The organism is Roseobacter cerffii (genome assembly GCF_054226325.1).
Window position 1 is genome coordinate 3,181,229 of record NZ_CM135757.1, and the last position, 12,986, is coordinate 3,194,214.

Genomic DNA, 12,986 nt, shown 5'->3' on the forward strand with positions numbered 1-12,986 from the left:
AGGGTGAAGATCACTCACCTCGGGGGAAGCGCTTGCTGTCTTCGAGGATGTTCAGGTCCATGTGGTTGCGCATGTATTGCTCGGAAGCGGCGCGCAGGGGCTGGTAGTCCCACGGGTAGTAGCCACCTTGCCGCAGGGCGTCGTAGACAACCCAGCGGCGCGCCTGGCTTTGACGCACATCGGCGTCGAAAGCGGCGAGATCCCAGCGATCCTCGGATTTGGCCTTGAGCTGGGTCAGCGTACTTTGGTGCGCGGGGTGGTCTGCCAGATTGGTCAGCTCATGGGGGTCAGCTTCCAGATCGAAGAGCTGGTCCGGATCCAAAGCGCAGCGGTTGTATTTCCACTTGCCGTAGCGCAGCGAGACCATCGGCGCGTAAGAGGCCTCGGCGGCGTATTCAATCGCCACCGGTTCGGTCCGCTCCGCGCCTTGCCCCATGGGCACCAGAGATTGGCCGGTGGTCCACGGCATCACGTCGTCCATCGAGACACCGGCGAGGTCACAGAGCGTCGGGCAGACGTCGATGTTGGACACGGGCGTGACTTGCAAACCCGGTTCCATCTGCGGGGCAGAGATCATCAGCGGCACGCGAGAGGACCCCTCGAAGAAGGACATCTTGAACCACAGCCCACGCTCGCCCAGCATGTCGCCGTGATCAGAGACGAAGAGGATGATCGCCTCCTGTCGGGTGTCCTCAAGGGTTTGCAAAATCTCCCCGATCTTGTCGTCGAGATAGCTGATATTTGCAAAGTAAGCCCGGCGCGACCGGCGAATGTCCTCTTCGGTGATGTCAAAGCTGCGCCAATTGTTGGCGTCGAAAATGCGTTTGCTGTGCGGGTCCTGATCCTCGTAGGCGAAAGCCGGGACCTCGGGCAGCAGGTGCTCGCAGTCTTCGTAGAGATCCCAGTACTTTTTGCGCGCCACGTATGGGTCATGTGGGTGGGTGAAGCTGACGGTCAGACACCAAGGGCGCTCGTCCGCACCGCGGGACAGATCATAGAGCTTGCGCGTCGCGTTGAACGCGACTTCGTCGTCATACTCCATCTGGTTGGAGATTTCGGCCACACCCGCGCCGGTAACCGACCCCATGTTGTGATACCACCAGTCGATACGCTCGCCGGGTTTTCGATAGTCGGGCGTCCAGCCGAAGTCGGCCGGATAGATGTCAGTGGTTAGGCGCTCCTCGAACCCGTGCAACTGGTCGGGGCCGACGAAATGCATCTTGCCCGACAGGCAGGTCTGATAGCCCGCCCGGCGCAGGTGATGGGCATAGGTAGGGACCGACGACGGGAATTCTGCCGCGTTGTCGTAGACACCCGTAGCCGAGGGGAGCTGACCCGACATAAACGCTGCTCGACCGGGCGCGCAGAGGGGCGAGGCCGTATAGGCGTTGCGGAACCGGGTCGAGCGGACGGCGAGCGCCTTGAGGTTGGGTGCGTGCAGCCACTCCGCCGGTCCGTCCGGAAACAGCGTGCCGTTGAGTTGATCCACCATGAGGATCAGGATGTTCGGGCTGCTCATGCGTTTTGCTCCAGCACCATATCGAGCATGTCGAGCGTTTTTGTCCGCGCCGCATCCGGACTCTGGGATCGCGAGAGGGCGGCGCGCAGGTACAAGCCATCGATGAGCGCGGCGATCAGTTCTGCCTGCGCTTCGGGTTCCGCGGTCAGGGGTCGTAACGCGTGGCTGAGGTTGGACTTCAGACGACACTGGTACAGCGTGAGCAGTCGCAGCATCTCCGCGTTGGTCTGTGCCTGCGCATAAAGGGTCATCCAGGCGCTGACAGTCTTGGGCGAGAAACAGGTAGGCGAAAAGCTGGCCTCGATCAGCGCCACGGCCCGCGCCTTTGGGGTGCGCGCCGTAGCCAGACCGCGGCGGACCTCTGTGCCGAAATCGCGCAGGATCTGCCGCATGGCCGCGAGGAAAATCTGGTCCTTCCCGCCGAAATAGTGGTGCGCGAGCGCGGTGGACATGCCCGCCCGCTTGGCGATCTGTCCGACGGTCACGTCGAGCGAGCCTTTTGACGCAAGCTCGGCAATCGTCGCCTCGACCAAGGCGCTGCGACGGATCGGCTCCATTCCAAGTTTCGGCATGCGACTCTCCCGAGATTGTGGCGTCGCATCAGATATTGGGTTTTTTTATTGATCAGTCAATCAAGAAAAATGCCTATCCTTTTGTGGCATGCACCGGGGGCGTCGTTTCCCCACGTTTCAAGGCCGCCTCGCGCAGGGTGATAAAGACCACCGAGCCCATGATCACCAGCCCGCCCAGCACCACCCAGATGTCGATGGCCTCGTCAAAGACCAGATAGCCGAGCAGCACGGCCCAGATGAGCTGGGCGAAGGTTACAGGCTGCGTGACGGTCAGCGGGGCCGCGGCGAAGGCCAGCGTCATGGTGTAATGCCCGGCAGTCGCAAAACAGGCGACGAGGAACAGCACGCCCAGATCCGCAAGGGTGGGCGTGACCCAATTGGCCAGCGCGAAGGGCGCAAGCGTGATCGTCACAAAGATCGATAGCATCGCAACCACAACGGCAGGTTTGACCTCATCCGCCATCACCTTCGCCGTCAGATAGGAGCCGCCAAAGGCGATGGCCGTAGCCAGCATGGCGAAATGGCCGGTGCTGATCTCGCGAAACCCGGGGCGCAGGATCAGGAAGGCACCAAAGAGTGCCGCCAGAATGGCCGCGATCCGACGAAAGGCGAGCCGCTCACCGAGGAAGAGCGCCGCACCGATCGTCACGTAGATCGGCGCCATGTAGTTCATCGCCGTGACGTCGGCGATGGGAATACGCGCCATGGCGTAGAACCACAGGATAACCCCAATTCCGTGCATCACGCCGCGCAGACCAAAGAGCTTCCACTGGCGCGGGGTCAGATGCGCCTCGCGCAGGGCACCAATGGCCGGGACCAGAAAAATCAGCCCCATCAGATACCGCAGGAAGGCCGATTCCGCCGGAGGCACCCGTGTGCCCATGACTTTCACCAGCGCCGTCACCGCGATGAAACACAATCCGGTCACCAGCATCCAGAAGATGCCGGCAACGGGGCGTTGGGGGCTGCGGGTGACCATGCGCCATAGACACCGCGTTTTCCGCGGGTCTGCAAGAGGCTAGGTCAACAATAGTCCCGCCGCGATGGCCCACATGGTCAGCGCGATCAGCGCATCGAGGATGCGCCAACTGGTGGGTCGGGCGAAGAGCGGCGCGAGCAATCGCGCCCCATAGCCGAGAGCGAAGAAAAAGCTCAGGCTGGCAAGCACCGCCCCTGCCCCGAAGATCAACCGATTGTCGTATTGCGCCGATATCGAGCCGATCAGCACAACCGTATCGAGGTAGACATGCGGGTTCAGCCAGGTGAGGGCCAGCAAGGTTAGCAGGGTCGGGAGCAACGCCCTTTGTGCGCCGCCATCGGCCTGCAACACCTGCCCTCCGATCCAGGCAGATCTGGCGCTGCGCCAGCCATACCACAGCAGAAAAGCGGCGCCGCCATAGCGCATGGCCGTCTCAAACCATGGCACATGTTGAGCCAAAGCGCCAAACCCGGCCACGCCCGCCGCGATCAGGATCGCATCCGAAACACCGCAGGTCAGGCACACCCAGAATACATGCTCGCGCCGCAAGCCCTGGCGCAGCACAAAGGCGTTCTGCGCACCAATCGCCACGATCAGGGACAGGCTCAGCAGATAGCCGGGCAAAAAGGTGTCGATCATCGCGGTGCTCCTTCAGCGTCTCGCGATTGACTAAAGTGAGCTCGCGGATTACTCAAATTAAAATCACTATCAAGACTTAAGCACAGCTAATGCTATTCGACCCCAGCCACCTTGCCGCCTTGTCCGCCATTGTGCGACACGGCAGCTTTGATGCAGCGGCAGCGCATCTCGGCGTGACGCCGTCGGCGATCTCGCAACGGATCAAGGCGCTGGAAGAACGCATGGGCACAGCGCTCGTCTATCGCGGACAGCCCTGCACTCCGACCGATGCGGGAACACGGCTTGCGCGCCACGCCAACGATGTCGCGCTGCTGGAAGCGCATGTTCTGAAAAACCTGCGCCCGGATGCGGAGACATCTGCGCCACGGGTCCGCATCGCGGTCAATGCCGACAGCCTCGCCACCTGGTTCGTGGACGGATTGGCCGAGGTGGAGGGGTTACTCTTTGATCTGGTGATCGACGATCAGGACACCTCCACCGATTGGCTCCTGCGCGGGGCGGTCAGTGCCGCCGTCACGGGGCAGAGCCAGGCGGTGTCCGGCTGTACCTGCCAACCGCTCGGAGCGCTGCGCTATGTGGCAACCGCGAGCCCGGCGTTCATGCGGACATGGTTTCAGGAAGGCGTGACAGCGGCCACCCTGGCCCGCGCGCCGATGATGACCTTCAACGCCAAGGACAAGTTGCAGCACCGCTGGATCACGCAAGTGACAGGAGAAAGGCTAACGCCACCCGCGCACCAGCTGCCCTCGACCCATGCTTTTGTCGACGCGGCAATTGTCGGCCTGGGGTGGGGCATGAATCCGCTGCCGCTCGTGGCACATCATCTCGAGCGTGGCACGCTCTGCGCACTTGCGCCAGAAAATCCTTTAGACATAGCACTTTACTGGCAGACCAGCCGTCTCATGACCCCTGCCCTCGAACCACTCAGCCGCGCGATCAAACGGCAGGCCCGGCGACATCTTGTTAAGCCTTCTCACGCAAGCGTGACTTAGAAACAGAAAATCACAGAAATCTTATTCGGGATGATTGGCGTATATCTCTTTGTTCCCCATATGATGGGGATGTAACAAGGATACGTTTCAGATGCTGGACAATTTACACAACCTCGATCTTACTGCGAAAGACATCGAACTCATCGAGTCTGCCCTGCATACCCAAAAGAAGATCCTGACCGTGCAGAGCCAAGCGGGCGGCAGCGGCGCCAACAAGCGACTGACCGACCTGAAGCACCTGATGAAACGCATCAATCGGAGCACAGCGCGCCCGGCGTCCGACAGCACGCAAAGCTGGGGCCAATTCGCCCGGATGCTGTTTTGCACCCAATGTGATCAGATCCGCTAGGACCTGGGCCGCAGACATGTAAAAAGCCGCCCGGTCAGCGGGGCGGCTTTTTATGTGGCTAGAGAGATGGTCGCTCAGAGCTGGGCCATCACGTCATCCGTGGCCTCGAAGTTGGTGGTCACCCGCTGCACATCGTCATCATCTTCCAACGCATCGATGAGCTTCATCAGCTTCTGCATGCCGTCGAGGTCCATCTCGGTCGTGGTTGTCGGTTTCCAGACGAGCTTGGTGCTCTCGGACTCGCCCAAGTCAGCTTCCAGGGCGGTCGCCACCTCGTTCAGATCGGTGTCGGCGCACCAGATCACGTGGCCGTCGTCTGAGCTTTCCACATCCTCTGCACCCGCTTCGATAGCGGCCATCATGACCGTATCCGCGTCGCCCGCCTCGGCGGGGTATGTCACCTCGCCCTTGCGGTCGAACATGAAGCCGACCGAACCCGTCTCACCCAGGTTGCCGCCGTTCTTGGTGAAGGTCGAGCGCACCGTCGAGGCCGTGCGGTTGCGATTGTCCGTCATCGCCTCGACAATCACAGCCACGCCATTGGGTCCGTACCCCTCATAGCGGATTTCTTCGTAATCATCGCCGTCGCCGGCTTGCGACTTCTTGATCGCGCGGTCGATGTTGTCCTTGGGCATGGACTGCGACTTGGCTTCTTTCACCGCAAGGCGCAGGCGCGGGTTCTTGTCAGGATCGGGGTCGCCCATCTTGGCGGCCACGGTGATCTCCTTGCTGAGCTTGGAAAACAGCTTGGCGCGCACCGCATCCTGACGACCCTTGCGGTGCTGGATGTTTGCCCATTTTGAGTGTCCGGCCATTGGCACCCTCCATTCGTCTTTGAGTTTGGCGATATGTATCCGCGCGCGTAGAAACGCTCAACCCCCGAGCCTAGCGTGCGATGAACGCCGCGAGGATGAGATAGGCCCGGATCGCCAGACCAAGCGTCAAGGCGCCCAACATGTAGTTGGGCATGACACGCGCAAAATCCTGATAGTACCGCGCCTCTTCGCGCTTGAGCTGTACGGTGGCCTCGTCCGCGCCCTCATCGATCAACCGCGCCACGGCCCGTTCGTGCCAACGGGATCTCAACAGGAAAGAGCATGCCCAGATCGCCGGCGCGAGGATCAGCGCATCAGAAACGAGACCGGCTTTGCTCACTTCTTGACGGCGTTCAGCTCGATCCGGTAGCCGAGCGCCTCGGCGAGAGCAAAGACCTTCCACAAGGTCGGTCCGGTCTTCGAGTCGCCCCGCGCAATCCGCGACAGCGCCGTGTGGTCAAACCCCGATTGCGCCCCGATTTCACGCAGGCTCAGGTCGGACCCGTTCAGCATCTGCGCAATCACCTGCGCGCCGAGGGTGCGGGCCAGTTCCTCGCCCGCATCACGGAAGACAGCATGCCGCTCTGCCGGGTCCAGCGCATCGAAGGCGGCCTCAAAGGCAGCATTGTCGAGTTCCTTGACCGGTTTGACCGGCGTGGTCGAGGTCCGTGCGGCGCGGCGGGCGGCTGTGGGCTTGGAGGCTTTTGCCCCGCTGCCCGCATTGATCTGTACATCAGTCATACTTCACCTTCTGTCTGGCGGTCGCGAACTGTTGTCTTGCAAAGCAACACTTAAGACACAAACCTCCTCTTGTCAAGATTTCGGCGCCCGGCCCGGTCAGACCGCTTTAACCTTGCGCAGCTCTGCAATGACCTTCCGCGCCGCAGCGGCATTCCGTAAATCAGCAAGGGTCCGATTGCAGTCTGCCAAGGTTCCGACGCTGAGAAAGGCCAACCGTCGATCCGGGTGCTCTGTATAAAGCACAACGCAGGCCAGTTCGAACCGCGGCGCACGGAACCGCGCAAAATATCCTTCCGGATCCAGATCCTTCAGCCCATCAATCTCTTGAAACAAAACGGGTTTCTCGAGATTGGCTAGAAAGTCGCCAAACTCGGGTGGAGGATAGGCGCTTTTGATGTGACGCGCCTCAGCCACGTGGCTCCAGCGCAGATGATCCGGGTTACGCCAGCTGTGCTCGACCCCGTCAAGGTATCGCTTCAGCTTGAAAATGCGCACCTTGGCCTTGGCGGCAGCACGCGGTGCCAGCTTGCCCGCCCGCTCCAGCGCCTCCAGAAATCCATTGGTGATTAAAAACTTCAAATCGGACATAACCGCAGTTGAGGTAAAACAACTCGCGAAATCAAGAGCGTGGAGCAGCCCCTTTGACACAAGACCAGATCATCCTCTTTGCGCTCTTTGGCGCCGTCTTTGGGCTGCTGCTCTGGGGGCGCTTTCGCTATGATATCGTTGCCTTTTCCGCGCTGATGCTGGGCGTTGTTCTGGGCGTGGTCCCGACCGAGGATGCCTTTTCCGGCTTCGGCCATCCGGCGACTTTGGTGGTCGCTCTGGTGCTGGTGGTCTCGGCCGGGTTGGTCAGATCGGGAGCCGTATTTCTGATCACCCGCACGCTGGTCGACGCCTCCCGCGCCCTTGGGGCTCATATCGCGCTGATGGGGGCCATCGGCGGCGTGCTCTCGGCGTTTATGAACAATGTGGCGGCACTGGCCTTGCTAATGCCCGTCGATATCCAGACCGCCCGGAAGGCGGGCCGGCCCCCGGGCCTCAGCCTCATGCCGCTCAGCTTCGCGACGATCCTCGGGGGAATGGCCACGCTGATCGGCACACCACCAAACATCATTATAGCCTCGATCCGCGAAGACGCTCTTGGTGCGCCCTTCGCAATGTTCGATTTTGCGCCTGTGGGCGGGGCTGCGGCCCTCGCAGGGCTCGCCTTCGTAGCACTGATTGGGTGGCGCCTGATCCCGCAGGGTGATGCCAGCTCCACAAATGACGCCGACCTGTCGCAGTACATCGCCGAACTCACGGTGCCCGAAGGCAACAAGCAGATCGGCAAACGTGTCGCTGAACTTTCGGACGCCGCGGACAAATCCGATGTCGCCATCCTCGGGTTGATCCGCGATGGCAAGCGCCGCTATGGCCAGGCCCGCAACGCAGTGCTGCAGGCGGGCGACGCACTGGTGCTGGAGGCCACGCCTGACGCGCTCGATGAATTCCGCAGCAGCCTTGATCTTGCCGTCGCTGACGCCAAGCGGGAAGAGGCACTTCGGGCGGATGGCGATGGCGTGGAGATCATCGAGGTCGTCGTACCCGAAGGCGCGCGCATCAACGGCAAGACCGCGCAGTCCATCGGCCTCGCCTGGCGCCAGCGGACTGTGCTGCTCGGCATCTCGCGGCAGGGCAAACGGATCACCAAGCATCTGCGCAAGACCGTGGTGAAGACTGGCGACATCCTGCTGCTGCTCGTGCCGCGCGACACCGGACCGGATGTGACCGATTGGCTGGGCTGTCTGCCGCTCGCCGACCGCGGCCTCGCGGTGACAGAAAACCGCAAGGTCTGGCTGGCGATCGGGCTTTTCGCCGGCGCGGTAGCCGCCGCCAGCGTCGGGCTGCTCTACCTGCCCATCGCGCTGGGGATCGTGGTCGTGGCCTATGTGCTGACCCGGATCGTGCCCCTCAACGAGCTTTACGATCACATCAACTGGCCCGTGGTTGTCCTGCTGGGCTCGATGATCCCCCTTGGCGCAGCGCTGGAAAGCTCGGGAGGCACGGAACTCATCGCAGGCGCATTGGTCTCCTGGACAGGCGGGCTGCCTGCCTGGGCGGTCCTGACCGTGCTGATGGTGGTGACGATGACGCTGTCGGATGTCTTGAACAACACCGCAACCACCATCGTCGCAGCACCCGTCGGCATCCAGATGGCGCAAAGCCTCGATGTCTCACCCGACCCGTTCCTCATGGCCGTTGCGGTTGCCGCGTCGTCCGCCTTCCTCACACCGATTGGGCATAAGAACAACACGCTGATCCTCGGCCCGGGCGGCTACAAATTCGGCGACTATTGGCGCATGGGGCTGCCGTTGGAGGTGATCGTCGTGGCGGTCTCGATCCCCGTCATCCTGATCGTCTGGCCTCTCTGACCCGCGGCCACAAAAAGACCCGCATCCGGCAAAGCGAATGCGGGTCGGGAAACTCGTGGGCGCCCTTCTGACGCCCTATGGCTCAGCGTCCGTAGACGTGCGCGTAGGCCACGTCATAAGCGTCTTCCGGGAACATCCCCAGATCGATCGCTGTCTCGCGTGGCATGAACCGCAACTCGTGATAGGTGCGGTTGAATTCGGCCCGTTTGTTGGCCGCGTTTTTCAGTCGTGCAATGATGGTGTTCATGTTGCGTCCTTTCATCAAAACCGGATGTTCTGATAGCGCCAACATGATATCGAAACCCTTAACAAACAACGTTCAAAACCGAAAAGCTGATCTGCAATTGCTGCATAGCAGCATGAGGGGTCAGAGCGGCCAGATCAGCGGAATGACCATCGACACGATCAGTGCCATACTCAGGTTCAGCGGCACGCCCACCCGCATGAAATCGGTGAAGCGATAGCCGCCCGGGCCGTAGACCAGCGTGTTGGTCTGATAGCCGATGGGCGTGGCGAACGCGCAGGACGCTGCGATCATCACGGCCACCACCAGCGGGCGCGGATCGAGCCCGAGTGCCGTTCCAAGCCCGATGGCCAGCGGCGTCATGATCACCGCGACCGCGTTGTTCGAGACGATCTCGGTCAGGGTCGAGGTCATGACGAAGACGACGAGCACCACCACCGTGGGCGGCATCGCCATGAGGGTCGGTGACACCGCATCGACGATCAGCGCAACGGCGCCTGAATGCTGCAGCGCCGCGCCGACCGACAGCATTGCAAAGATTAACGCCAGCAGACGGCCATCGACGAAGGAAAACGCCTCATCGGCGTCGATGCAGCCAGTCACTAGCACCAGCGCAACAGCGAGGATTGCGAGCAGCAAAATCGGGGCGACGTTGAAGGCCGCGAGGGCGACGATGCCGATCAAGGCCAGAATGGCAATCGGCGCGTGGCTGCGACGGAAGGCCCGTGCCGAGGGCTGCGAGACATCGACCATATCCATATCCGCCGCGAGGCGCTGGATATCTTCCGGCGCACCTTCCAGCAGCAGCGTATCGCCGACCTTCACCACCAGATCATCGAGCTGCCGCCCGATGTTCTGATTGCGGCGATGCACGGCCAAGGGATAAACGCCATAGCGCCGCCGCAGACGCATGTTGCCAAGCGACCGCCCGACCATGCGACAGCCCGGCGTGATCAGTACCTCAACCGTGGTGGTCTCCACGGCCGAAACCTGATCCACCCGTTTCAGCTCCTTGGTCGCTTGCAGGCTCAGGAGTTCCGTCATCTGCGTGCGCAGGACCACGCGGTCGCCCAGTTGCAGTGTGACGTCCTTGAGATTGCGCCGCAAGGACGCGTCACCCCGGATCACGTCGATCAGCCGCACGCCTTCACGCTTGAAAAGCTGCACGCCGAGCACGTCGCGTCCGATCAGGTTCGATTCCGGCGGAATCACGGCCTCGGTGAAGAATTTCATCTTCGACCGGTCCGACAGCATATTGGCCATGCTATCCCGGTCGGGCAGGAGATGCCGCGCGAAGAGCGACAAGTAAGTCAGACCCCAGACGCAGACCACGAGGCCAATCGGCAGGATCTCGAAGATCGTGAAGGGATCAAGCCCCTGGGTCCGCGCGACACCGTCGACCAAAAGGTTCGTCGAGGTGCCGATCAAGGTCAGTGAGCCCCCCATGATCGCCGCATAGCTGAGGGGGATCAGCAGCTTCGATGCCTTCGCCCCCAGGGTTTGGCTGAGCTGCACGACAACGGGGATCATGACCACGACCACAGGCGTGTTGTTCATGATCGCCGAGGCGCCCATGACCGACAAGAGCACCCCCACAACCGCACCACGTGGATGGGTCTTGGCATAACGCTCGGCCATCTGGGTCAGCACCTCAAGTGCGCCGGTCCGCACCAGAGCGCCCATGACGATGAACATCGCGGCGATGGTCCAGGGCGCGGGGTTGCTCAGAACCGCCAGCGCATTCTCGTAGGGAAGCACACCCAGGAGCAGCATCAGCGCGGAGCCCGCAATCGCCACAACCTCGGTCGGAAAGGTCTCGCGCACGAATAGCGCAAACATCACCGCAACCACCCCAAGGGTCAGAAACGCAGCCGTGTTGGAGGACAATTCAACCAAAGGGGTCAAGGGGATAGCGCCTCTGACAACATTCAACCTCCGGTGAGTGTGGCGGATTGATCAGGCGGGGGCAAGCGCTGCCTTCGGGCGCGGCTGGACCAGGTACATCCCCGCGAACATCAGGAGCAGCCCGGCCCAAATCCCGGTCGAATAGGCCTCGTCCAGGATCAGCTTGGCCCAGAGCACGCCGAAGCCCGTGACCAGATAACTGACCTGCACGGCAAAGACCGAGCCTGCCTGCCCGACCATCCAGACGTAGCCTGCATAGACCACAACATGGATGACGGAAGCCAGAACGAGCGCCTGTCCTTCGCGGGTGAGCAGCTCGGCAGCGGGGATCCATTGGGTCGAGAGAAGTGCGACAGGCAGCATGATCACCGCCCCCATCAGCGACGCACCATAAAGCACCTGGAACGGGTCCATCCCTGCGGTGCCGAACTTGGCGACGAGGTTGCCCTCAAGCCCATAACAGATCCCGCTGATCAGCCCGATCAGCACCCAGAACACCGCAAGATCGAGCGCCGATGCGCCGGGCGCGGCGATCAGAAGCACACCACAAAGGCCAAGCGCCAGGCCGAAGAAGCGCCGCCACGAGAACTGGTCGAGCCCCATCATCAAGGCGATGGGAAACGCCCACATCGGCACCATCGACAACAGGATCGACAAGATGCCGGCCGGAAGATGCACCGCCGCCTGATAGGAGGTCGAGTTCGGGATCATCGTGCCGACCAGCGCCACCATCAGGCAAATGCTGACCTGCGCGCGACCACGCGGCAGCTTTGTCCCACGCACAGCGCAGATCGCTGCCATCAGCGCCGCACCGATGAAAAGCTGCCAGAAAATCAGCCCGAAATGCTTGTATCCGGTGGACACCGCAATCTTGGTCAGCGGTTGGGTCATGCCCCAACCCGCACCCAGCACGATCAGGACACCTGTGAAAACAGCGACATCTTTGCGCGACAGGCTCACGGCGCGGCGGCCTCCAGCAGCCCGCCATTGCGCACCATCGCGATGCGCGTCGCCTTGCCGGTACGGTCATCCGTCTCGACATAGACGCCCGAGAGCGTGGCTTCACCCGCCGCGGGCGTAAAACGTTCACGCGGCATGCCGGTGATGAACCGCCGCAGCGGTTCGGCCTTCTCCATCCCGATGACAGAATTGTAGTCGCCGCACATGCCCGCATCGGTGAGATAGGCAGCACCGCCGGGCAGGATCATCGCGTCTGCCGTCGGCACATGTGTATGGGTGCCCACAACAAGGCTCGCGCGCCCGTCACAGAAGTGGCCCATTGCCATCTTCTCCGACGTCGCTTCGCAGTGCATATCGACGATCACCGCCGCGGCTTGCCCACCCAGCGGATGGGTCTTCAACACTGGCTCCAGGGCCGAGAAGGGATCGTCGAAGGGGCGCTTCATGAAGACCTGCCCCAGCGCTTGCGCCACCAGCACCTTGCGCCCGTTCTGCGCCGTGAAGAGCCGCGACCCCTTGCCCGGTGCAGCCTTGGAGAAGTTCAGCGGGCGGATCACGCGCGGCTCCTGTTCGATGAACTGGAGCATGTCTCTTTGGTCAAACGCGTGATCGCCCAGCGTGATGCAGTCGGCCCCCGCCTCCAGCAGTGTCTTCGCGTGTGCGCCGGACAAGCCGATGCCAGATGTCGCGTTCTCGCCATTGATCACGATGAAGTCGAGCTTCCACTCCTGCCGCAGGCGCGGCAGGTTTTCGGTGATCGCGCGGCGGCCCGCGCGCCCCATCACGTCTCCGAGGAACATCAGCTTCATGGAGGATGGGTAGGGCGCGGTGCGTGCAAGGGCAAGAGGCGGGCTGCA

Annotated in this window: 15 protein-coding genes; 3 read left to right on the forward strand and 12 right to left on the reverse strand. The window is 62.0% G+C overall.

The genetic code is table 11. The annotated features are described in order from the left end of the window. Positions 1-10 precede the first annotated feature (10 nt). From betC to ACVC7O_RS15425, 4 genes are all read right to left on the reverse strand, one after another. A complete protein-coding gene (betC, locus tag ACVC7O_RS15410; RefSeq protein ID WP_458323000.1) occupies positions 11-1,519 on the reverse strand; it encodes a choline-sulfatase in 1,509 nt (502 codons plus the stop codon). After that, entirely contained in the window at positions 1,516-2,091 is a 576-nt protein-coding gene (betI, locus tag ACVC7O_RS15415; protein ID WP_458323001.1) for a choline-binding transcriptional repressor BetI, read from the reverse strand. Before betI ends, betC begins: the two co-directional genes overlap by 4 nt. A gap of 73 nt (positions 2,092-2,164) precedes the next feature. Then, positions 2,165-3,070 carry a DMT family transporter gene (locus ACVC7O_RS15420; RefSeq protein WP_458323002.1) on the reverse strand — a complete coding sequence of 302 codons (906 nt, stop codon included), beginning with the start codon at positions 3,068-3,070 and terminating at the stop codon, positions 2,165-2,167. A 39-nt stretch (positions 3,071-3,109) separates the two neighbouring features. After that, positions 3,110-3,709 carry a LysE/ArgO family amino acid transporter gene (locus tag ACVC7O_RS15425; RefSeq protein WP_458323003.1) on the reverse strand — a complete coding sequence of 200 codons (600 nt, stop codon included), beginning with the start codon at positions 3,707-3,709 and terminating at the stop codon, positions 3,110-3,112. 89 nt (positions 3,710-3,798) lie between these two features. On the opposite strand from ACVC7O_RS15425, the gene ACVC7O_RS15430 reads away from it, so the two are divergent. Next, complete coding sequence (locus ACVC7O_RS15430; protein ID WP_458323004.1) at positions 3,799-4,701, forward strand: LysR family transcriptional regulator ArgP; 903 nt, start codon at positions 3,799-3,801, stop codon at positions 4,699-4,701. A 91-nt stretch (positions 4,702-4,792) separates the two neighbouring features. Further along, on the forward strand, positions 4,793-5,050 hold the full coding sequence (locus ACVC7O_RS15435; protein WP_458323005.1) for a hypothetical protein: 258 nt from the start codon (positions 4,793-4,795) through the stop codon (positions 5,048-5,050). Positions 5,051-5,124: 74 nt separating this feature from the next. On the opposite strand, the gene ACVC7O_RS15440 is transcribed toward ACVC7O_RS15435, so the two are convergent. The 4 genes from ACVC7O_RS15440 to ACVC7O_RS15455 all read right to left on the reverse strand — a co-directional run bounded on the left by ACVC7O_RS15440 (position 5,125) and on the right by ACVC7O_RS15455 (position 7,254). Further along, positions 5,125-5,865, reverse strand: a complete 741-nt coding sequence (locus ACVC7O_RS15440) for a YebC/PmpR family DNA-binding transcriptional regulator (RefSeq protein ID WP_458323006.1) — start codon at positions 5,863-5,865, stop codon at positions 5,125-5,127. A gap of 70 nt (positions 5,866-5,935) precedes the next feature. Further along, positions 5,936-6,205 (reverse strand): hypothetical protein, encoded by a 270-nt coding sequence (locus ACVC7O_RS15445; protein ID WP_458323007.1) that lies wholly within the window; start codon positions 6,203-6,205, stop codon positions 5,936-5,938. Further along, the gene (locus ACVC7O_RS15450; protein ID WP_458323008.1) at positions 6,202-6,606 is read right to left on the reverse strand and encodes a helix-turn-helix domain-containing protein; all 405 of its coding nucleotides are present in this window, start codon (positions 6,604-6,606) and stop codon (positions 6,202-6,204) included. The genes ACVC7O_RS15445 and ACVC7O_RS15450 overlap by 4 nt, the downstream gene beginning before the upstream one ends. A 96-nt stretch (positions 6,607-6,702) precedes the next feature. After that, the gene (locus tag ACVC7O_RS15455) at positions 6,703-7,254 is read right to left on the reverse strand and encodes a hypothetical protein (protein WP_458323009.1); all 552 of its coding nucleotides are present in this window, start codon (positions 7,252-7,254) and stop codon (positions 6,703-6,705) included. Here ACVC7O_RS15455 and ACVC7O_RS15460 point away from each other — a divergent pair. Continuing rightward, positions 7,248-9,020 carry an SLC13 family permease gene (locus tag ACVC7O_RS15460; protein WP_458323010.1) on the forward strand — a complete coding sequence of 591 codons (1,773 nt, stop codon included), beginning with the start codon at positions 7,248-7,250 and terminating at the stop codon, positions 9,018-9,020. The two genes, ACVC7O_RS15455 and ACVC7O_RS15460, sit on opposite strands and share 7 nt — an antisense overlap. A gap of 82 nt (positions 9,021-9,102) precedes the next feature. Here the strand turns inward: ACVC7O_RS15460 and ACVC7O_RS15465 are convergent, their stop codons facing one another. The 4 genes from ACVC7O_RS15465 to ACVC7O_RS15480 form a co-directional block, all read right to left on the reverse strand. After that, positions 9,103-9,267, reverse strand: a complete 165-nt coding sequence (locus tag ACVC7O_RS15465; protein WP_458323011.1) for a hypothetical protein — start codon at positions 9,265-9,267, stop codon at positions 9,103-9,105. 120 nt (positions 9,268-9,387) lie between these two features. Then, the gene (locus ACVC7O_RS15470; RefSeq protein WP_458326104.1) at positions 9,388-11,103 is read right to left on the reverse strand and encodes an SLC13 family permease; all 1,716 of its coding nucleotides are present in this window, start codon (positions 11,101-11,103) and stop codon (positions 9,388-9,390) included. A gap of 117 nt (positions 11,104-11,220) precedes the next feature. Continuing rightward, positions 11,221-12,129, reverse strand: coding sequence for a DMT family transporter (locus tag ACVC7O_RS15475; RefSeq protein ID WP_458323012.1), 909 nt, complete (start codon positions 12,127-12,129; stop codon positions 11,221-11,223). Next, positions 12,126-12,938, reverse strand: a complete 813-nt coding sequence (locus tag ACVC7O_RS15480; RefSeq protein ID WP_458323013.1) for a TIGR00282 family metallophosphoesterase — start codon at positions 12,936-12,938, stop codon at positions 12,126-12,128. The genes ACVC7O_RS15475 and ACVC7O_RS15480 overlap by 4 nt, the downstream gene beginning before the upstream one ends. Positions 12,939-12,986 lie beyond the last annotated feature (48 nt).

Coding starts and splice junctions, on each gene's coding strand:
- betC (WP_458323000.1), bottom strand. CDS start 1,519: ATGAGCAGCCCGAACATCCTGATCCTCATGGTGGATCAACTCAACGGC.
- ACVC7O_RS15435 (WP_458323005.1), top strand. CDS start 4,793: ATGCTGGACAATTTACACAACCTCGATCTTACTGCGAAAGACATCGAA.
- ACVC7O_RS15440 (WP_458323006.1), bottom strand. CDS start 5,865: ATGGCCGGACACTCAAAATGGGCAAACATCCAGCACCGCAAGGGTCGT.
- betI (WP_458323001.1), bottom strand. CDS start 2,091: ATGCCGAAACTTGGAATGGAGCCGATCCGTCGCAGCGCCTTGGTCGAG.
- ACVC7O_RS15470 (WP_458326104.1), bottom strand. CDS start 11,103: ATGTTTGCGCTATTCGTGCGCGAGACCTTTCCGACCGAGGTTGTGGCG.
- ACVC7O_RS15420 (WP_458323002.1), bottom strand. CDS start 3,070: ATGGTCACCCGCAGCCCCCAACGCCCCGTTGCCGGCATCTTCTGGATG.
- ACVC7O_RS15430 (WP_458323004.1), top strand. CDS start 3,799: ATGCTATTCGACCCCAGCCACCTTGCCGCCTTGTCCGCCATTGTGCGA.
- ACVC7O_RS15425 (WP_458323003.1), bottom strand. CDS start 3,709: ATGATCGACACCTTTTTGCCCGGCTATCTGCTGAGCCTGTCCCTGATC.
- ACVC7O_RS15480 (WP_458323013.1), bottom strand. CDS start 12,938: ATGAAGCTGATGTTCCTCGGAGACGTGATGGGGCGCGCGGGCCGCCGC.
- ACVC7O_RS15465 (WP_458323011.1), bottom strand. CDS start 9,267: ATGAACACCATCATTGCACGACTGAAAAACGCGGCCAACAAACGGGCC.
- ACVC7O_RS15450 (WP_458323008.1), bottom strand. CDS start 6,606: ATGACTGATGTACAGATCAATGCGGGCAGCGGGGCAAAAGCCTCCAAG.